General features: G+C 49.2%; 13 protein-coding genes. 1 reads left to right on the forward strand and 12 read right to left on the reverse strand.

Annotation, left to right across the window (positions count from 1 at the left end; translation table 11 throughout):
* Window positions 1–23: 23 nt before the first annotated feature.
* Both ACN6MW_RS05310 and ACN6MW_RS05315 read right to left on the reverse strand, forming a co-directional pair.
* Window positions 24–980 carry an ABC transporter permease gene (locus tag ACN6MW_RS05310; RefSeq protein ID WP_419874524.1) on the reverse strand — a complete coding sequence of 319 codons (957 nt, stop codon included), beginning with the start codon at window positions 978–980 and terminating at the stop codon, window positions 24–26.
* 162 nt (window positions 981–1,142) lie between these two features.
* Complete coding sequence (locus tag ACN6MW_RS05315; RefSeq protein WP_419874525.1) at window positions 1,143–1,568, reverse strand: YheC/YheD family protein; 426 nt, start codon at window positions 1,566–1,568, stop codon at window positions 1,143–1,145.
* Between the two features lie 177 nt (window positions 1,569–1,745).
* On the opposite strand from ACN6MW_RS05315, the gene ACN6MW_RS05320 reads away from it, so the two are divergent.
* Window positions 1,746–3,065 (forward strand): glycosyltransferase family 39 protein, encoded by a 1,320-nt coding sequence (locus ACN6MW_RS05320; protein WP_419874526.1) that lies wholly within the window; start codon window positions 1,746–1,748, stop codon window positions 3,063–3,065.
* Window positions 3,066–3,131: 66 nt separating this feature from the next.
* Here ACN6MW_RS05320 and ACN6MW_RS05325 read toward each other — a convergent pair whose 3' ends face one another.
* From ACN6MW_RS05325 to hflK, 10 genes are all read right to left on the reverse strand, one after another.
* On the reverse strand, window positions 3,132–4,010 hold the full coding sequence (locus ACN6MW_RS05325; RefSeq protein WP_419874527.1) for a carbohydrate ABC transporter permease: 879 nt from the start codon (window positions 4,008–4,010) through the stop codon (window positions 3,132–3,134).
* An 18-nt stretch (window positions 4,011–4,028) separates the two neighbouring features.
* Window positions 4,029–4,889 (reverse strand): ABC transporter permease, encoded by an 861-nt coding sequence (locus ACN6MW_RS05330; RefSeq protein WP_419876277.1) that lies wholly within the window; start codon window positions 4,887–4,889, stop codon window positions 4,029–4,031.
* Window positions 4,890–5,208: 319 nt separating this feature from the next.
* Window positions 5,209–6,906, reverse strand: coding sequence for a sugar ABC transporter (locus ACN6MW_RS05335; protein ID WP_419874528.1), 1,698 nt, complete (start codon window positions 6,904–6,906; stop codon window positions 5,209–5,211).
* 102 nt (window positions 6,907–7,008) lie between these two features.
* A complete protein-coding gene (locus ACN6MW_RS05340; protein WP_419874529.1) occupies window positions 7,009–8,649 on the reverse strand; it encodes a response regulator transcription factor in 1,641 nt (546 codons plus the stop codon).
* A 17-nt stretch (window positions 8,650–8,666) separates the two neighbouring features.
* On the reverse strand, window positions 8,667–10,391 hold the full coding sequence (locus ACN6MW_RS05345; protein ID WP_419874530.1) for a sensor histidine kinase: 1,725 nt from the start codon (window positions 10,389–10,391) through the stop codon (window positions 8,667–8,669).
* Between the two features lie 324 nt (window positions 10,392–10,715).
* Window positions 10,716–12,188, reverse strand: coding sequence for a glycoside hydrolase family 53 protein (locus ACN6MW_RS05350; RefSeq protein ID WP_419874531.1), 1,473 nt, complete (start codon window positions 12,186–12,188; stop codon window positions 10,716–10,718).
* Window positions 12,189–12,346: 158 nt separating this feature from the next.
* Window positions 12,347–17,830, reverse strand: a complete 5,484-nt coding sequence (locus ACN6MW_RS05355; protein ID WP_419874532.1) for a glycosyl hydrolase 53 family protein — start codon at window positions 17,828–17,830, stop codon at window positions 12,347–12,349.
* The gene (locus ACN6MW_RS05360; RefSeq protein ID WP_419874533.1) at window positions 17,827–18,108 is read right to left on the reverse strand and encodes a hypothetical protein; all 282 of its coding nucleotides are present in this window, start codon (window positions 18,106–18,108) and stop codon (window positions 17,827–17,829) included. The genes ACN6MW_RS05355 and ACN6MW_RS05360 overlap by 4 nt, the downstream gene beginning before the upstream one ends.
* 1,212 nt (window positions 18,109–19,320) lie before the next feature.
* Entirely contained in the window at window positions 19,321–20,187 is an 867-nt protein-coding gene (gene hflC, locus ACN6MW_RS05365; RefSeq protein WP_419874534.1) for a protease modulator HflC, read from the reverse strand.
* Complete coding sequence (gene hflK, locus ACN6MW_RS05370) at window positions 20,184–21,254, reverse strand: FtsH protease activity modulator HflK (RefSeq protein WP_419874535.1); 1,071 nt, start codon at window positions 21,252–21,254, stop codon at window positions 20,184–20,186. The genes hflC and hflK overlap by 4 nt, the downstream gene beginning before the upstream one ends.
* Window positions 21,255–21,533 lie beyond the last annotated feature (279 nt).

The raw sequence follows: 21,533 nt of genomic DNA on the forward strand, positions 1-21,533 counted from the left end.
CCTTTCCGGGCTAATTGTATAGTTTACCACAAGCTGCTGCCGGCTCTGCGCGCCAGGTAGTTCGCCATCGTCAGAAGTCCGACGCTGATTACTGCTTTGAACAAGCCGACTGCAGTGGCGTAAGAGTACCTTGAGCTCTGTATCCCCACCCGGTAGACGTACGTATCGATGACATCGGACACATCCCGGAGCACCGGATTGACGGCAAGCAGGAGAATGTCCTCGAACCCTGCATTGAGCAGATTGCCGATAGCAAGAATCATGAAGATCAAAACAACTGGCATGATCGAAGGCAGGGTAATCAAGAAAATCTGTTTAAACTTGCTCGCGCCATCCATGGACGCCGCTTCGTACATGCTTGGATCAATACTTGCGATAGCCGCGAGATATACGATGGAGCCGAAGCCGATTTCTTTCCATACGCCCGTGGAGACAAGGATGGACCAGAACAATTCCGGAAGCGACAGGAAGTTGATCGGCTCCTCTATGAAATTCATTTTCTCCAGCAAAATATTAACGCTGCCATTATCGGTAGAAAGCATCGACATGATGAGTCCCGCAACGATGACCCAAGACATAAAGTGCGGCAGGTAGCTTACCGTTTGCACGAGACGCTTGAACATCATGTTTTTCACTTCGTTAAGCATTAAAGCCAGTACGATCGGTGCCGGGAAGCCAATGCAAAATTTCAATAAGCTGATGACAATCGTATTTCGCATGACCTCAAAAAACTCCGGCGAGCTGAAAAACATGTCGAAATGCTTCAAGCCAACCCATTCGCTTGCCATAAAGCCTTTGAAAATACTGTAATCCTGAAAAGCCATTAATACGCCGTACATCGGTATGTAGCTGAACACGATGATGAGAAGCAATGCCGGCAGCACCATCAATTGGATGTCCATTTGCTTCAAAAATTTCAGAAACGCATTTTTAGTTTTTGGTTTAGTTATGAGTTCTTCATTAACGGATAGCTGCGCCACTACTCAATCCCCCTTGCTCTTGTTGTTCTACTTGTATTCTAGCTCGATACCCAAAACACTAATAGAAGCCTGAACAACTAAAAATGATACTTTTCAATCATCGGGGTAAGCGCAATCATTAAAGTTCATAAAAAACAAGTACGGCGATTTGCCGGCCTGCTTTTATGTGGCTTCGCGCCTGCCGTAGCTGGCCGCAAGGCGCTTCATTTTTTTATAGGCCGGGGGATCGAGCCGTTTAAGCGGATGAAATTGCGGATGACTGGAATTCACCTCAAGCACCCATAGATGCCCCTTCTTATCATAGGCAAAGTCAATGCCAAGCTCATGCCTCCCCGAGCGGTGCTTGCTTAAAACGTTCGATATCTGCAAAGCGGTATCCGTAAGTTTCCGCACGCGTCCAGCTGTCTTCTTGGATGAAATCCCCTGCTCCGCGCCAAGCATTTTCAGCGTATAAATAGCCCCGCCCTGGTAATATTTCGTTACGATTTTGTTGCGCCCGCCTACTTTTACCATAAAGCCCGTACAGACCCAGGAGCCTTTCGGCTTCCGCTGAACCATCGCCCGGATGTCATACGGCCGATCCTTCACCCGGTCCAAGGCAATCCAGGTGGTCAGAAAGCAATTGTACTTCCGTTTATAGACGCCAAAAATAGCAGACGGGGCAGTTTGCGGATCTGAAACAATTTTTATCCCATATGCGTTATAATTGAAATATAGGTAAATTCTGTTTATCCCTATAGAAATATATTCGAGAGGTGTGTCGTTTTGTTTAAACTGAATCACGTATCAAAGCCGGTCAAAATCACTCTTCTTCTTACCATTCTTCTTGTTTTCGCAATCAGTTCCGCGTCTGTTCTCCTTTACGGCGATCATTTCTTGCTAGGCTCCTACGAGAAGCTGAACAATGATGACGTGAAATACGTCAATAGCGCAAAAATTTTATTGAATAAGCATACGCTTGCTTATAACAGCGGCGAGGAGCCTTCTTCCTTTATTATGCCGGGGATGCCTTTTGTATTGTCTGGATTTATGCTGATCTTTGGACAAGGCGATGCCGCTGTTATCGCGTTTCGGATGCTGCAGGTAGCGCTTCAGGCCTTTTCCGTTTATTTGATTTTTGTTCTTGCCAATGCTTTGTTTAACAGCAGGACTGCCCTTATCGCGAGTATCGCGTCGGCTTTCTATCTGCCGGATTATTTCTCATCGGGCGTTATTTTGTCGGAGACGATTTTCCGGACGATCTTTATCCTGTTGGTTTGTTTCAGTCTCTTGGCGTTACGCAGCAATCAAACGAAGCATTATATCATCGTCGCGGTGCTGGTCGTCATGGGCTGTTATTTCAAACCGCATACCGGTCTCTTTCCCGTCGTCCTATTTCTATTATGGCTGATTAATAAAGTGTCTTTGAAAACAATCGTGAAGCATACGGTCATCATCTCCGTCACGATGGTGCTGCTGCTCTGCCCATGGTGGATCCGGAATTACATAACGTTCGACCAATTTATTCCTTTTACCAAGTCCGCCGGAAATCCGATGCTGCTCGGGGCTCTTATCAATAACGCGGCTCCAGAGAAACAATTCTTCGATGCTCACCCTGAGTATGCGGCTCCGGACAGGGCCAGCTTGTTCGCAGGCTCAGATGACGATATGGCGGACACTGCCAAAAAAATCATTAGCTACGGCTTTAAGCATCATCCCATGGAATATCTGAAGTGGTACACGGTTGATAAAATTACCGGTCTCTATCTCGGACCTTACTATTGGAAAACGGTATTTAACATTCCGCATCCGCTTGTTGTCTTAATTCATTTTATTATGATGCTTATTAGCACTGCGGGATTGCTGCTTATGCTCGTCAATGCGATTGCCCGCCGCAATATCCCGTATTTGCTCGTATTGCTGACGCTCGCCTATTTTACCGTCATCTATTTTCCATTCGTCGCCTTCTCCCGATACGGCTATCCGAATATTTTCCTTATCTTCCTAGGGGGTGCATATTTAATCGAGCGCGTGATCAGCGTTCAATCGGTGAAGGAACTGGCTGTCGGGCCTTCCGCGAAGAATCTGCAGGACAAACCCGCATAATTGGGCATGACAGAGGCACCTAGCGCTATGCTAGGTGCCTCTGTTTCTGTCTATGCAATGCAGGGTTTACTCTTTAACCGAACCCATAACCAAGCCTTTTACAAAGAACTTCTGAAGGAACGGATATACGATTAGGATCGGAAGCGCGCCTATGAAAATTTGAGCCGATTTCACCGTTTTTTGCGAGATCAAGGCAAGATCGGCGGGATTGATGCTCATCGAGCTCATATCGCGCTGAATGATAACGGTCTGAAGAAAGGTTGCCAGCGGATATTTTTTTGGATCGCCAATATAGAGCAAACCGTCGAACCAAGAGTTCCAATGAAATACCATGCTGAACAAGGCTAGAGTCGCGATCGCCGGCAGCGAAACCGGCAAATAGATGCTGAACAAGGTCCGGAAATGGCCGGCACCGTCGATTAATGCTGCTTCCTCGAGCTCCTTGGGAACACCGCGGAAGAAGTTAAGCATAAGGATCGTCAAGAATACGTTAACTGCGCCAGGAAGCACAAGTACCCAAAAATTGTCCATTAAGCCGATCTTCTGAATGACCATGTAGAAAGGGACAAGTCCGCCGTTAAACAGCATCGTGAACACGAACAGCCAGGCATAGATGTTTCTGCCGCGGAAAGCATGATTTTCTTTGGACAGCGGGTAAGCGGCCAAAAAGGATAGCACCAGCGTGAGCAGCGTGCCGATGACCGTTCTTTGAACGGCGATCCACATCGAGTTCAGAAAGATCGGGTTGCTTGTCGTTTTTCTGTAAGCCTCCAGCGTGAAGTCGACCGGCCAAAGCCCGACGATATTGGCATCTGCCGCAGCTTTTGCGCTAAGCGATACCGCGAACACATGCAGGAGCGGAATGACGCAAAGCAAGGCTAGAACGATCAGCAGGACTGTATTAAACGTATTGAAAATGCGATAGGATGGTGATTTATGATACATGCCGCACGGCCTCCTTTATTAAAAGATTCTATAGTTCGCCAGCTTGTAAGCCAGGCGGTACGAAATGACGACCAACACAAAGCTGATCACCGATTTGAACAATCCGATGGCGGTTCCAAAGCCCATCTCGCCGTTCAATATGGCTGTCCGGTATACGAAGGTATCGATAATGTCGCCTTTTGCGTAAACCAATGAGTTATACAAGTTGAAGATTTGATCGAAGCCCGCATTCAGCACGTTTCCGAGTGCCAGCGTACCGACGACGATCGCAATCGGAATCATCGACGGAACGGTAATGTGGAGCGTTTGCTTCCAGCGGTTAGCGCCGTCTACTTCAGCCGCTTCATAGAGCGACGGATTGATGTTGGCAAGCGCCGCTAGGAATACGACCGTTCCGAAGCCGAACTCCTTCCATACATCGGAGAGGATTACCGTAAAGCGGAACCAGTCGCCATTGCCGAGGAAGAAGATCGGCTGAATGCCGAAAACGCCGGTCAGCAGGCGATTCACGAGTCCGCCCTCCGTGGACAGCAGATCTGTCAAAATCCCGCCCAAAATGACCCAGGACAAGAAGTGAGGCAAATAAACAAGAGTCTGTACGAAACGCTTTACGAGCTGCTTTCTAATCTCATTCAAGAGAATGGCGAACATAAACGGAGCAACCAGGTTAAGCACCATTTTGAAAATCGCAATGATCAGCGTGTTCCAAATAACCTGAAGGCTGTCCTCCCTCTCAAATAAATATCGGAACTGGTCCAGCCCTACCCATTCCGAACCGGTCAAGCCAAGCCAAGGTTTATAATCCTGAAAGGCCATTACCAAACCACCCATAGGCAAATACGCGAAGATGATGAGAAAGACGAGGGATGGAAGCACCATCAGATGAAACGGCCATTGTTTTATAAGGTAATAAAACAGCGGTTTTCCTTTTGATTTGACAACAGATACCGAGATGTCGTCTTGTTGAAGCGTTTGCTGCTGTGACATGTTTTGTTCCTCCCGCTGGATGAAATGTTGAACGCGATCCGCCTCTTCCAAGGCGCGTATGCCGCCTGCGTTTCTTTATAATAAAATTATATCAGCGCATGAAAAATCGAAGTAGCTAATAAACCCAACATTCATGGCACAAATGCAACCTCTTTTGACGTGCGCACCAAAAAAATGCGGCCCCTTAGGGGCCGCATTTTTTTGGTTTGCATTATTTTGCAACGCTCGAATACCACTCATTAACTTCCTTCGTGATATCGTCGCCGCCGGATGATTTCCAGCTCTTCACGAATTCATCGAATGCTTCTGCCGGCTTCGCGCCGTAAATGATTTCGTTGAACGTTTGCGCTTCGATTTTCTTCAAATAATCCATGCGCGATTTCATTGTTTTTGTGGATGGGCCTACAAACATATCTTTTTTGGAGATCGCCTCTTGCTCCATTACGACAGTAGCGGCAAGAGCGGTTTGCGGTCCGTATTGCGCCACGACTTCTTTCTCGCGCGTCGTCGTTGCTTCCTTGCCTTCTGCCAGGTTCAGCAATGCTTTGAACTGCGCATCAGGAATACGGGCGCCGTCACGTACGATGAAGTAGCGAAGCGGAGCCGTGATTGCGCCGCCCGGCACATCATCCAAATACAAAGGCTTGCCGCTTGCGTCAAGCGCGTAATCATAACCTTCGAAAGCGCCTAGCTCGAACGGGCTGCCGGATTGCGGATCAGCCAGATTTTCAAACAGATAGTTCTCATAAGTAAAGAATGCTTCAGGATTTTTCATCTCTTTGTTAATCAGAATAACGCCGTTTACAAAATGCGTGCCGTGACGCATTGCCGTGCCGTCTTCGCCTGTAGGAATCGCATAAGGCTTCCATACTGCACCTTCAACGTTTTTCGCCGTATCTAGAAGAGGCCATCCGCTCATCCAATATGGTCCAGGGATAATTCCCGCTGTTCCCGCAACTGCCGGCTCGGAGGTTTTGTTCTCATCCCATAGCGCTGCTTCTTTCGGGATGTAGCCTTTGTCGCGCCATTCTTTCAGTTTGATTAGACCTTGCTTCATGCCTGGGTTCGTAGAACCGTACTCCAGGGTTCCGTCCGCAGCGGTATTCCACTGGGATGGCAGCGTGCCGTATGCCCCGAATACCCATGACGGGTCGCCCATCCATGTGTTCATCGACGTTTTAAAGCCGACGCTTAGCGGAACGACTTTGTCCGGTGCGAGTCCTTGCGGATTGTTGTTCTTAAAGGCTTCCATTACGGCTTCAAGCTCCGCAATCGTTTTTGGAGCCTCCAGCTTCAGTTTATCCAGCCAATCTTGACGGATCCAAAGCACATAATCACTGTTGTACGCGTAGTCAAGAACCGGAATACCAATACGTTTGCCGTCTTTGATATAAGCGTTCCAAACGGTTGGGTCAAGGTTCATAGCTGCTTTCCATTTCTCGCTCGCGTATTTATCGAACAGCGCGCCCGCGTCTTGGAACATGCCGGAATCAATGAGGTCCTGCGCAAGCAGCTTGTCACCGATAACCGCTACATCCGGCATTTTTTGACCGGAAGACATCGCCAGACGCATTTTTGTAGCAAAAGCACCATTCGTATCCGTTACGGACCAAAGCGATTCTACTTTAATGCCAAGCGTATCCAGCGCCCATTTGGTTGCAACGTTGTTTTCAATCGTTTCGCCTTCGCGGAAGGTCAGCGCAGGATCGACGCCCCATACTGTGGAGATCGTAACCGGCGGATCATATTTCTCTTTGTAAGGGTTTTCCTCATTGCCCGCAGCAGCATTGCCGTTTGCCGTATTTGTCGGTTCCGTCTTGTTGCCGTTATTCGAGCAGCCAACGATGGCAGATACGATCAGCAGCATGCTAAGCGCAAACGTGAACCGTTTTTTTATTTTCGTACTCATTGTAATCCCCCTCATGTTATGTTCTACAGGTTTAATTATAGGCGGGTCGACAGTCCCAGCCTATGACACAATGCGAACATATCTGCACCTTTTGCAACTACTTTACTGCTCTCGGAACTCCTGGGGCGTCATACCGTAATATTTTTTGAACGTTTTGCTGAAATATTGCGGATTTTGGTATCCCAGCTCGCTCGTGATTTCATAGATCTTCTTGTTTGTATTTTTGAGCAAATACAACGCCCGCTCCATTTTCATCCCGATGATCCATTCGCTTAAGCTTTCACCGGTTTCCGCTTTAAATACCTTGGAGAGATAAACGGGATGCAAAAAGACGCGGTCCGCGATCGTTTTCACCGTCGTGTCTTGACTCAGATTCGTCGCCACAATTTCCTGCACTTGCTTCACGATGAAGCTTTTTGCGCTTTCCTCGTTTACCGACAGCTCGCTATGCAGCTTATTCAGGACGCTGATCGACCACTCCTCCAGACGGTCGGGAGACAGAACCATCGTTTGGTCCAGAATAAAATCGATGCCGAGTTCGTTAATCTGCGAAACATATTGTCCCTGCCTGTGCGCAATATACATAAAAGCGTTAGTCAGCGCCAAATAAACCTCGTAAAGATGCTCGCGCGAATATCTGGTTTGTTTCAGATCAGCAAAAACATCTTTGATTTTCTGCTCCACCGCATCCCAGCGCTTCGATTCCAGCAGCGTGATCATCGTCGGCGGCTTGTACAGGGTTTCCATCGATTTCACGAAAACATGGTCCTTGCTCACGCGGTCCTCGAGAAAATGAACCGAATGCTGCTCTTCGTTGGCAATCATGAACATCGCGCCAAGCCCCGCGCGGTAAGCCGTCGTTATCGATTCCGGAAATTGAAACCAATCGGTAACGACAATCGAAATCTCGCCCTTAAGGTAGTTGCTGACATTGGCGCGAAGCATCTTCGTCGCATCCGCCAAATTCGTTTTGCGTTGGCTGCGGTTCTCCGCGCTGTAATCCGATTTCTCGCCTGTCTCATGCTTTGGCTGGGCGATAATCAGCAAATATTCATGCGGCGCCTTGCAGTGCCATACGTTAAAATGGTTCGAGAACGATTCCTCCGCGATATTGCCGACGGCGAATTCCATCAGCGAGACGGAGCTGTAATCCAAATGCGAGAACTGCTTGCCCAGCTGTACCAGCATCATGACGGTAGGACGCTCCATCGTAAGCGGGAGTTCATATTGCGCCAGCTTTTCCTTGATCGTTTTCGGAGATAGCTGTCTCCCGAGCACGAGATCAACCATGAAATTCGCGCGCAGCACCTTGAAATCGGATTTGCGGTCATATAACAGCTGCTGGTATTTCTCGGCTTGCTCCCATTCATCCTTGAGCGCTTCGATTGCCCCGGATACGGTTTTTACGAATTCATCATCATTAACCGGCTTCAAAATATAATCAAAAGCCTGCAGCTGAACCGCCTTCTTGGCATATTCAAAATCCGAATGCCCCGTCAATAACACACATTTGATATGCGGCCAGCGCTGGCCGATTTCCTGCACGAGCTCCAGTCCGTTCATTTCCGGCATCGCAATGTCGGTTACGACAATGTCGATCGCATTCTCTTCCAGCAGCTCCAGCGCTTCAAAGGCGGACGCCGCCTGATAGACGCTCTTCACGCCAATCGATGACCATGGGATTGTTTTCTCCAAACTCCCGGTTACATAAGATTCATCATCGATTAATAGAATTTCAATCATCGGAATACCCTCTTTCTCTAAGCTGTTGACCATGTAATCGTGACTTTTAATCCCCCAAGATCGGATGTCGAGAAGCTCACTCCCGCGGCTCCGCGGAAGCGCAAATGCATGCGCTGATGCACGTTCCAAAGCCCGCAGCCCATCTCTTCATCCATTTGATTCAGCATTTTGTGCTGAAGGATCAGAATATCCTCAGCGCTCATCCCTTTCCCGTCATCCTCAACGATCAGTCTTGCCCCATCCTCATGCCATTCGCCTGTAATTTGGATGACCGAAGCATCCGACCAAGCTTCAATGCCATGAATAACCGCATTCTCTACGAGCGGCTGCAGCATTAGCGGAGGAATCTCTAGGTGAAGCATCTCCGACGGCAAATGGATGGCATAATTCAGCCTTGCCATGCGCATCTTCTGGATTTCCAGATAGCTCGTTACGAAATTGATTTCCTCCGACAAAGCTACAAGATCGCGTTCCTGCCTTGTCGTGTACCGGTAGTAATTCGATAAATGATGGGACATGGCAACGACCGCGTCATTTTTCTCCAATTTAGCCATACTCGATATGAACGAAAAACAATTGTAAAAGAAATGCGGGTTGATTTGCGACTGCAGCTGTTTCAGACGAGCTTCCCGCACATGGATTTTTTCCAAATAGACCGTTTCGAACAACTCTTGGATTTGGGCTACCATTAGGTTGAAGCGCGTATACAAAAAGCCGAATTCACTCCTGCCGCGCGGCTTCATGCGTACCGAATAATCCCCGTTTTTCAGCTTTTGGAAACCGATGACGAGACGTTTGATAGGCACCTGCACCTGCGCATACAAGAGATAGGCCGCAATACAGCAAAGCAGCAGCAGGGCTGCCATGGATACATAAAACAATTGATTGGTTTTTTGAATCGGCCGGATGATTTCGGATATCGGAATATAATCGATCAAATGCCAGCCCATCGTTTCCGACTTGACGATATTGACCATATATTTCTCTTCTCCCACCTGAACCGTCCTGCTCTCCATATCCTGCAGCGGCTCCGACTTCAGATGCATCAGTACCTGATTCGTCAATTCCTTATCGACCGAACGGTTATAGATGATTCCCACATCTTCGCTATAGTAAAACGGCTCCCTGCGCCCGCCGCTCTTGAACTTGTCCAGCATATCCTTAATATTCGAGCTGTCGAACTGAACCTCTATAATCAAATTGGAGCCGCTTGGATCCAGATAGCTGGAATACGGGGTTACCGCATACCGGGAAAAAACGATTCTTTCCCTATCTCCGTTTTCAAGCACCTTCACCTGCCAGCCGGGCTTCAATCTTTTTTTCAAATCCTCATCGTCATATTGAACAGCGTCATGATCGGAGATATCCCGATGAATAACCGGAGAATAAATATGCAGGCTGCTGCGCCATTTCGATGAGTTTTGCTGGATGGCGAGCTTCGTTTGTATTCGTTTGATGAGCGTAATCGTTCTCAGATCCAGCTCATGCATTTCCGTGTAAATATCGCGTAAGGATGAAATGTCGGGGTCCTGGATAAGCAGGTCAGGCCAGATAGCCATCGAATCGATCGTTGTATCGACTTCGTTTTGAAAAAAAACGAGCTGATTCGTATTCGATTTGTTGAGCTCCTCGCGAAGCACATCCGTGCTTGTCTTATTCGAATAGAAATAAAGAAGCAAAATCGGCGTCAGCATGATAATGATTAATGCAACGATTTTGGTAAATAGGTTTATTTTCGGCATAATGGCTTCGCACCTCTGCAGGATGTGGTATGGGCATCTGTCATGCGATTGATTTCGCCCTCTTCACCTTACGTGGACACTCGGGATATTTCAACCTTTAAAAACAGATCATTTACAATGTTTTTATTAACCGTGCAATACACAGATTCTCATTATTCACAAAAAAAACGGAATATCAGCACTATCGCGGATATTCCGGCTTTCTTCATCATCGTAATGTTAGCTAAAATTCTAAACAACGTGGACGTGTAATAGGGAATCGGCTCAATCCGATTGAATATCGCATGCTATTTCTCCTATATTAAGCATTGCTATTGAAGTCGTTTAATTGTTGTACTTGTACGCAAGCATCGCAGGCAGCGCATTTCCGTCAAAATCAAATAACGTCGTATTATCGACGACATTCGGAGCATCCTTTTGCCAACCGACGCCCGGTACGTAAATCATGACCGGATCCCAGTAAAGTACGCCGAGGCATCTGCCCTGCTCCACCTGTTTGATTCCGTTCATCAAGGAGTATAGAAAATCCCGCTGGCCTTCCGGCGTGCTCTCGTACGGCTCGGGCCCGTTATTCTCCAGCTGCCCTCTTATGCCGTTGCCTGTTGCCGCATTCCAGTTATAACCCGTCTCCATTAAGAGAATATCCTTATCGAATCGATGGACGAGCTTATTGCAAAAATCGACGAGCTGCTGAACCGAAGCCTGCGTCCAGAAAGGATAATACGAAGGCCCGATAATATCGTAAGGCACGCCGTAACGCTCGCAGCTGCCAAAAAACTGCTCATACTTCTCATCCTCCGTCGCGCCGTCCAGATGAATGACTATCTTGCTTTGCTCCGATATTTCCTTCACCGCACGGCAGCCTGCCTTCAGCAGCTCCGCGAGCTGCGGCCAATTGTCGACTGAGCCGTCCGGATAACACATGCCGCCTTGAATTTCATTGCCTAGCGATACGTATTCCGGCGCGGTCCCTTGCTTGACCAAGCGTTCCATGAAATCACGGGTATACTGATACAATGCCTCTTTAAGCTCATCAAAGGCGAGTCCCTCCCAAGCATGCGGCTTATGCTGAGCCAGCCCGTTTGTCCAATAGTCGCTGTAATGGAAAGAAAATTGAATCTGGAAGCCCTGCTCCTTTGCCCGCTTAGCCAAAGCAAGCGTTCGTTCCTCATTCTGGTACCCACGCTCATCCAGCTGGTTGGAGGGCCAAAAATCAGGATTGCCCGGATCGTTATAAAGCCGGATCCGAACGATATTGTGACCGTACGCTTTCAAAATCTCCAAGCCGTCCTTCGGCTCATGCCGATCCCTGTAAATGCCGCCGTTTTCTTCAATGCGCGGCAGTTCGGATATATCGCCGCCCTTTAGAAGCTCGTAGGGACGATCGCTGCGTACCAGCTCGAAAGAATGAATGCTGCACCAATTCCCTCCGTTCGCTTCGGCATAAAGGCCGATTGTGCATTCACCTTCCCTAACCTCGATGCCTCGAACGATTACCTCCAGCCACTCGGATGAGACCGGCAGGCTGGTCAGCCTCATTTCGCCGCTCGCAGCGTCAGCGTAAATGTAGCATTTTGGCTGCCCGCCACCGTTTTTGATTATGGCGGTTAACGTATAATAGCCCGGCTCTAATTGCTTTATGGTTTGCGAGACGACGAAACGGTAAGCGCTTTTTTTTTCTATATTGAGATATTCTACAGACGTCTGGCCGTCAAACAAAATGCTCGCGGTCTCTTGGCTGCTGCTTGAATAGATGTTCCAATCTGACAGACTTCTTGCTTCAAAGGGAATAAACAATTTGTACCTCTCCAATCCCTCAAGATGGTATTCCCTGCTATCGTATCAAACCTCCAATGGGCATAATAGGGCATATTCACAACATATTGGTTGCTTATTTAACCACATCAAGCGAAAAGGACGCTGCCGGTTCGGAAGCGTCCTTTTCGTGGAGCGATTTAATAGATTAGGCGATACATTCTCTCTAAAATAACCGCAGCCTGCGCCCGCGTTGCGTGTCCTTGCGGCGCAAACTTCCCTTGCCCCGTTCCGGTGACAAGCCCGGTTTGCTGCAGCTCTTTCACCGCTTCCTTAGCAAAAGTGGAAATTTGCTGCTCATCCAAGAATGCCGCTCCGTTTTCTTTCCCCTCCAGCTTCGCGTTAACCGCTTGGGCTGCACGATAGAGAAGAACGGCCATTTCCTCGCGGCTAATTTCATCCTGCACGCCGAAGCTTCCATCTGTCTTTCCCTTCACAATGCCGAGCTTTTGCGCGGCTGCAATGGAAGAAGCATACCAGGCATCCGCCTTTACGTCCGTAAAGCCAGAAGCTGCTCCTTCTGTTTTCACATCCAATACGTTCATCAGCATCTGTACGAATTGCGCTCTCGTTACGGAGGCTGACGGTTTGAAGGTTAGATCCTCGAAACCGCTGAGGATTCCTCTTGCTGCCAAGAACCCAATACTTTGCTGCGCCCATGCGGCGCCGGCGATATCCGTGAATAGGATTTCTTTTTTGTAGACTGCCGCATATTTGCTAAAATGAGCCGGGCTAAATGCAATCGTCGAATGACCGGGTTGGTAGCTGGCATTTTTAACGAGCTCCAGCTTACCGTCCTCGCTGATGTAATAAACCAACACATTATTCGGATCCTCGCCCTGCTTCAGCTTGTAAGGCAGTTCAACCCTGACCGTATTCGGTTCAAATTGAGCGATTTTTTTGCCGTCAACGGTTAAATTAAAATCGATTACCGCATGATCGCCAACCGCCTTCTGAATCTCGCTTGGCAATAAGGTTTTGTCTGCTGCCGCAACCGTGAGCTGCACGCTGCCTGAAGCAGCTTGAATATGCGCCTTTAACATGCTCGGCGCAAGCGATACCGCCGCAATTCCCGTATTCACGATGATGGCCTTCAGCTCTTCATTGGCAGCTTCCGTGACCTGCAGCGCAGGAATTTCGATGAGCATAGCCGTTCCCTCGGTAGACGGTTGAACATTCAACGTGAGCGTTTGCTCCGCTTCATTTTTTGTACCTTGCTTCAAATCAGCCTTTATGGTCTGCACTGCCGGTGCCGGCGTAGCAGCGGGTGTCGGCGTGGCTGCAGGGCCCGGGGTCGGCGTCGGCGACGGGGTTGGTTCTACCGCGTCAGCCTCCAGTGTGATCGTTACTCCGGCAGTCGTCTGCTTATCGGCAACGATTATGCCAGCCGCAGATTTCGTCTGATAGCCGGCTTTGCTTGCCTTAACCGAATACCCTGTTCCAACCGGCACATCCGGCAAGCTGAACGCTCCAGCATGATTCGTTGTCGCCGAATACTCGATTCCGTTAACCGTCACGCTTACGCTTGCATCCGCAAGCATGCCGCCTTCCTCATCCGTAACCGTTCCCGTAATCGCTCCGCTTCCAGCTCCCAAATATCCTAACGTAACCATGTCGACGTTTACCCAGTTTCCTGCATTAGCATCGGCATAGAAGCCAATCGTCAGCTCGCCTTGCTCCACCAGCACATTCATGCTGTGCTCCGTCATCGTACTCGATTTCGGAATATCCAGCCGTGCCAGCTCGCCGCTTGCGTCCTTGGCATACATGTAATATTCCTTTTGGTCGCCGCCATTGTAGAACCAGGCAGATACCGAATAATAGCCGTTCGCCAGTCCCGTAACCGTCTGATTCGCATCTGACGTATACGCGCCGGCCAGCCAATTCGAGAAGACGTAGCTGCCATCCTTCGAACTCGCATGCGTTTGGGTATAGGTTGCATTCTCCGTTCCGGTTATCGTCCAGCCCGGAATCGTATATCTATTCGCGCCCTGCGTCTCGAAGCCGGCATTCACGAGCGGAATTAGCGTGGCAAGCTTCAGGTTAACGGCTGATGTTTCAGCCAACGCCGTCACGGAGACCGCCGAGACCGAGCCGTTCAAATATCCGGATTTGCTTGCCGTAACCGTATAGCCGCTTTCGCCGAGCACATCAGAAAGCACGTATCTCCCGGAAGCATCGGTTTGCGCGGAGTAAGTTTTTATACCTTTGACCGCCTTGACCACGGCTCCTTCAACCGGAGCATAAGAGCTGTCCCTAACGATTCCGGTAATCGAACCTAGGTTAGTCGTTAGTATCACTTGAACGCTGCTTGTCGTTTGGCCGACCATGACGGAAACCGCTGGAGATTCGCCATTTAAGTAGCCGGCCTTCGTTGCCGTTACCTTGTAATTGGATCCCGCGGGCACGTTTGCCAGCGTATATTCGCCCGCTTGATTCGTTACTGCGGAAAGGCTTTTGCCTCCGGCAGTTAGGTTTACTTCCGCCTCGGCAATCGGTGCTTGGTCACTGCCGGTAACCGTCCCCGTTATCGTACCTGAGTTCAAAATTACGGTTAAATTAACGGATGGCGTCGTTTCTCCGATGGCAACGGCGACACCGTTCGTTTCGCCCGCCTCATATCCCTCGATTTCCGCCTTGACGGACACGTCGGTAGCCGCAGGTAAATCAACAAGCGTATATTGCCCGGTTTGATCGGTAACGGTGCTGTACGCAACGCCTTCAATCATCGCGCTCACTTTCACCGATGCGGCTGCTTGATTGTTCTGGTCCTTAACCGATCCCGTAATGGAACCGCCGGTCAAGGTCACGTTCTGATTCGCCGTAAACTCGCCTGCTTGCGTTAGATTCACCGTAAGCTGGCCTTGCTGGTAGCCGTTTTTGGATGCGGCAATAGCATACGATGTGCCGACAGGCAAATCCGGAATGAAATAATTGCCTGCTGCATCGGATTTCGTTGTATAGGCAGAGCTGCCTGCAGTGACTTCGATTGCAGCATGGGCGATCGCCTTCCCTTGCGAGCCGCGGACGACGCCGGAAATATGCCCAACAGTCGCGCCCTCCGTATTTTGCTTGTAAGCATCATGGGAAGGAAGCGCCTTTCCGTCAAAATCGAACAGCGTCGTATTCGATACGACGTTCAGGTCGGGCTGATCGTCGATTTCCTTGATCGCCCAGCCTACGCCAGGCACGGCAATCATGATTGGATCCCAATATAGATCGCCGATGACTCGGCCGTTCTCCACGCTTTTCAAGCCATTGAACAGGTTAATCATAAATTCCTTTTGCCCTTGCGGGGAGCTTGTGTCCGCCGGATATGGCCCGTTGTCGTTAAGCTGGCCGATTGTACCGTTCGGCAAAGTCGGATTCCAGTTATAGCCGGTTTCCATAATCATGATGTCTTTGTCGTACTTCTGGCTGAAATAGTTGCAAAATGCCACGATTTGTTCAATCGTATCATCCGTCCAAAACGGATAATACGACGGTCCGATAATATCGTAATCGACGTTTCTCGCCTCGATTTGGTCAAAAAAGCTCTCATATTTGCTTGTATTTCCGGCATCATCCAAATGCAGAATGACTTTAGACTGCGGAGACGCCTGCTTGACCGCTTCTGACCCTGCTTGCAGGAACCTTGCCAAATGGGTCCAGTTCTCGCCTGAGGCTCTGCCGTAAGGAAACAGAATGCCCGATTGCATCTCATTTCCTAATGAAACAAATTCAGGCGCCGTTCCTTGATCCACCATCGCCGTCATGACATCCAGCGTGTAGGCGCGTAAAAGCTGCTCCAGCTTATTGACCTTTTCTGCTTCCGTTTCAAGGCCGCTGATCGCCGTTTGCCATTCGTTTGGAATGTTATGCGTAGCGCCGTTCGTCCAATAATCGCTGTAGTGGAACGACAGCTGGATTTGCAGCCCCGCTGCCTTCGCGCGTTTTGCGAGCTTCAAAATGTCTGCTTTATCCATAATGCCGGCCGGACGGTAGTAGCTGCCGTCGCCATGTCCTTTGCCGGGATCATTGTACACGCGCAGGCGTACGATGTCATGGCCGTTTTCTTTTAAAATTTGAAACAGATCCTTTTCGCTGCCATTGCTGTCGTAGAACTTGCCGCCTTGCGATTCCACGTAAGTGAGCTCGGAAACGTCGCCGCCTTTAAGGAGGCGGTACGGCTTATCGTCTTTGACCAGTTCGATCATATCCAGCCTTGCCCAATTCCCTGCGTTGGCATCCGAATATAAGCCGATCGTTGCTGTGCCGTTCGTTACCTGAATGCCTCTCAAATAAACCTTCGTCCACTCGCTGCTAATCGGCAGCGCCGCTCTGGCTTCCGAAGTTCCGTTGCCCTTGGTATAAAGGTAGCTTGCATGCTGACCGCCGCTGTTTTGCGCCCAAGCCGTCAACGTGTAATAGCCGTTCTCCAAGCCGGTCAGCGTTTGATAGGTCGATACCCGGTAATCGCTTTCAGACGAGTGGTTCAAGCTGCTGCTGCTCAAGTACCCGGGAGCGTCCGTGAAGGATGCCTCTGCATCGCCATCCTCTGACCAGGAGCTGATTACCTGCGACGGGCTTTCTGCTTGAAAGCTTCGGTTTGCGATGGCCACGCCGACTGGCTCCAGCTCAACCTCCTCCTCTTTAACCAATGAAACCAAGTCTATGCCCAGCCATTTATCCGCTCCCCCGTCCGCATAAAAGCCGATGGTTGCGCTGTTATTATGAACGATAACCGGCAGGCTGATTTTGGTCCACGAGGAGGAGCTGACCGGAAGCGTTACCTTTGCCTCTGCCCTTCCCGTATTTTTGGCGTACATGTAGCTCTCCGCAAAGCCGTCGCTTCTTGCAATCCACGCCGTTAGCGTATAGGTACCGTTCTCCAAACCCGTTACCGTCTGAAACGTATCCGCCGTATAAGCGCTTGCGCTCCAGTAATTTAAACGGTTAGTTCCGCCGTTCGCTGGCGACCAGCCGGATTGGATGCCGATAGGCGTGATGCCTTCGGCTGGCGTAAAGCTCGTCTCCCAGCCGGTTAAACCGCTTTCAAAGCTCGCATTTTCAAGCGCCTTCGCCGGCGCAGCTTCATCCAGCACGAGCGTGACCAGATCAACGCCCATGTAGTTGCCGGTGGATGCCATGCCATCCGCATAAAAACCAATCGTCAGCTCATTGTTCGCAACCGTAACCGGCATGCTGATTTGAACCCACGCTCCGCTTACCGGAATATCAAGCTTTGCCTCCGCAACCCCCGTGTTTTTGGCGTACAGAAAGCTTTCGTTAAAGCCGGCTCCCCGCTCCACCCAAGCGGACAGCGTATACGAGCCGTTTGTTAAGCCTGTCATCGTTTGCTGCGTATTTGCCGTATAGGCGCCTGCGCTCCAATAGTCCAGTCTTTTCGTGCCGCCTCCTGTAGGAATCCAGCTCCCTTTAATCGAGATGGGCGTCGTACCTCCGGCTGGCGTGAAGCTCGTCTCCCAGGATTCCAAATCATTCTCGAAGCTCCCGTTTGGCACGGGAATTGCCTCACCAGCCGCATGGACAGCCGGCAAAGGAAAACCTGTGAATAGGCCAAACACCATGCAAAAAACGACCATTATGCTCATGCCCCTGCGTACACTGCCTGTTCTGCTCAATCTTCGTCACTCCCTTTGTTATGCAATCGATCCCCAATCATCTTGAAGCAACCGAATAAAGCGCTACCATTTTCTCGCAATAAAACGGTTTTTATTTCCACATCTATAACTTTAAAGGATTTCATGGGATCTACAAGCAGCACAAATGCAACATTTATGCAGGTTTCGCAACCTATTTCGCTCATTACAAGACAATCGGCATTTGTTCTTCGACAAGAGGCATGCAGAACAGCTTCTCTTTCTTTTGAGGTCACATCTAACGCTTTATAATGATGCATGCAGCTTAATTTCCCCGTTGAGGTTACAACTCCTGCTTTACGATGGTGCTTGCAGAATACCCTCACTATTGAAAATACATCTGTTACCTTTCGATGGTCATAGCAGAACACCATCACTATCGAAGAAAACTTTCCCGCTTTACGATGCTGCTTTCTGAACACCTTCCCTTTCGAGATAATAGCTCCCGCTTTATAATGGTGCTTGCAGAACACCCTCACTATTGAAAAGACATTTCCGTTTTACGATGGTTCTTGCAAAACACCTTCCCTACTAAAATACATCTCCCGCTTTACAATGTAGTTAGTACAATAGATTCTTGCCTGGTGAGCCAGAATCCGCTCTACAGTGTTATTTGTACAATAGAAACGTCAGTTTGAGATGTTTTTCAGAAGATGAGTGTTCTTTCTACTGTACTAACTGCAGCGTAGCATCTCACGTCGAGCTTCATGTCATGTTTCTATTGCAGCTTCTGCAGTGTAAGGTGACGCTGCAGCTGCTGAATCGAACGATTTATGTTGATAGGATGATAGGCTTATCTCTCTTTCGGTTAAAGGGGAAAAATTGACCTCACAGTTTGCAGATGAGCGTTTAAATGGAATTTCTCCCGTTAATGAAACGACATTCCGTCGATTATAAGAATTAGATGGAAATTATCCCGTTATTTAACTGCTTTTATCTAAAAAATCTCTTACGGTCTTGAATTAGATGGAGAATTTCCACCTAAATGCTAAAACAAATCGATCTGTATCATTTTAGCGGGAGAAATTCCATCTAAATTGAATTAGATATTGGAAGGATGGCGGCTTGTGACGGATTAGAGTGACATAACAGCGAAGAGCGAGAAGATCCTTTTTCGAAGGTTGGGTTCGTCCACAATTAGTGCTAAAAACTTAAAATATCCCGCTTCAGCAACTACTCATCCTTCTCCTCCTGCTCTTCCTGCTCTTGCTCCTGCACCTGCACCTGCTCTGCCTACTCTTCCTACTCTTCCTACTTTTCCTACTCTTCCTACTCTTCCTACTCTTCCCGCTCTTCCCGCTCTTCCTGCTCTTGCACCTGCACCTGCACCTGCTCCTGCTCCTGCACCTGCTCAGCCTGCTCTTCCTACTCTTCATGCTCTTCCTAACTCCTTCTCCTCATGCTCTTCCTGCTCCCGCCCAAAAGTGATGAAAATAAAAAGTCCCCTCCGCCAAGGCGAAGGGGACCGCTTATTATTGGCCTAGCAAAATTTTTGCGTAAGGCGAATCGATTGGAATCATAATGACCGGCTCATTCTGCAGCGTGGTCGTATAGCTTTCGAGCGTCCGGTAGAAATTATAGAACTGCGGATCGCTGCCGTACGCTTTGTTATAAATAATGGCAGCTTCGCGTTCGCCTTCCGCGACGATTTTTTTCGCGTCGGCTTGCGCCTGGGCAAGCAGCTCCGTTGCGGTACGGTCCGCTTTGGACGTTATTTTGCGCGACTCCTCGTCACCCTCGGACAAGTAGCGCGCCGCAATGGACTGACGGTCAGAGATCATGCGGTTATATACGCTCTGCTTGTTCTCCTCCGGCAAATCGGTGCGCTTGATGCGGACGTCGATCACTTCGATGCCATAGTTGTCTCTCGTCAATGCCGCTACGACATCCTTCGTAATCTCGTCATTGATATTGCCCCGCGCCGTATTCTCGCTGATGATGTTGTCGTAATTGACCTCCGACAGCTTGCGGCGAACGGAGTTGTACACTGCCTCGTCGATCCGCTGGATACCCCCGCTGACCGATTGCACCGTTCTCAAAAACTGCGATGCGTTCGTAATGCGCCACACGGTATAGTTATCCACGACGATCGGCTTCTGATCCTTCGTCAAAATGGTCGTCGGGCTGCTCTCATACGTCATTTGATACTTCGGCAGCGTCGATACATTCTCAATAAACGGCAGCTTGAACTTCAACCCCGGCTCGGGAACGGCTCTCATCGCCTCGCCGAACCGAAGCACAACCTTGTATTCGCCTTCCTTGACGATAAACATCGAGCCTGAGCCCAGAATCACAACGGCCAGCACAATGACCAGTGCTATCCAATGGTTTCTTTTCATTGCGCGTCACCCCCTTGAGGAGCTTCCGCGGCTGGCGGCGTCGTGGCCGGCGGCGTAGTAGTGCTGCCGCTTTTCAGCAGCTCGTTTAATGGCAAATAGTTTACGGTATCGCTGTTCGAATTCGTTATAAAGATTTTGGCATTCGGCAATATTTTCTCCAGCGTCTCCAGCACCAACCGGCTTTGGGTTACGTTCGGATTGTTTTTGTACTCGCCGAATATCGCGTTGAATTTGGCGACGTCGCCCTCCGCGTTCAGGATACGCGATTTTTTCTGGCCTTCAGCGTTTTCCAGAAGAGCCTGCGCCTCGCCTCGCGCTTTCGGTATCCGGTCATTCTCGTATTTCGCGGCATTATTGATTTTTGTGTTTTTTTCCTCTCGCGCATTTGTTACTTCGCGGAAGGCTTCCGCTACCTGCCCGCTTGGCGGCTCGATATCCTGGAACTTAATATCGATAATTTGAATGCCGGTCTGATACTTCGCCTGAAGCTCAATCAACTTCTCGCGAACCTTGTCTTGAATGACCGTTTTTCCGTCCGTAATCGCATAATCAAGCTTCTCCGAACCGATGACCGCGCGGATCGATGAGCTAGCGGCATTACGCAAAAATTGCTCCGCATCCGAGATATTATATAAATAATCGTGAATATTGCTGATCTTCCACTGCACGACTGCGTCCGCCGACACGATGTTTTCATCGCCCGTAATCATCATCGCTTCCTCGTCGACCGGAACTGCTTCCGAACCCTCTTGACGGTAGCCGATATGAATCCGCTGGGTCAGCTCCGCCGGTACGGTAATGACCTGTTGGATCGGATACGGCCATTTGAAATGAAGACCGGCCGAGGTTTCATTCGAGTATTTGCCAAAGGTAAGAATGGCAGCCCGCTCCTGCTCCTGCACCGTATAAAAGGATGTTGATCCTACGTAAATCACGGCGATTGCCGCGGCTGCGCCAATCAAAATTTTCTTTAATGTCCCCGGCTTTAGCTCCGGCGGCCTGCGGCCGGCGCCCATGCTGTGATTCTGCGGCTGGTTTTGGTTCTGATCCATGAAGCTCAATGACATCTCTCCCCTTCCAAGCATACTTATAGTGTGCGACGAAAAATCGCTATATGGGATATTACGGGAATGTGAGCCAAAGGTCACGGATTTTGCGCAAATTTAATTGTTTTTCCAAATAAACATTTGGATATCTACGATTTCCTGCGTTTTTATCCTTTTAGCTGTTATATCGAAGAGGTCATCTACTGAAAAACAAGCTAAGAATAAAGAATACACTTCTTGTTAAATAAGGCCAAAACAATCGTCTTGCACAAAAAAATAGGGAATGTCCGCCTTTTGCGC

It is taken from the genome of Pristimantibacillus sp. PTI5 (genome assembly GCF_048572955.1).
GTDB lineage: Bacteria > Bacillota > Bacilli > Paenibacillales > Paenibacillaceae > Pristimantibacillus.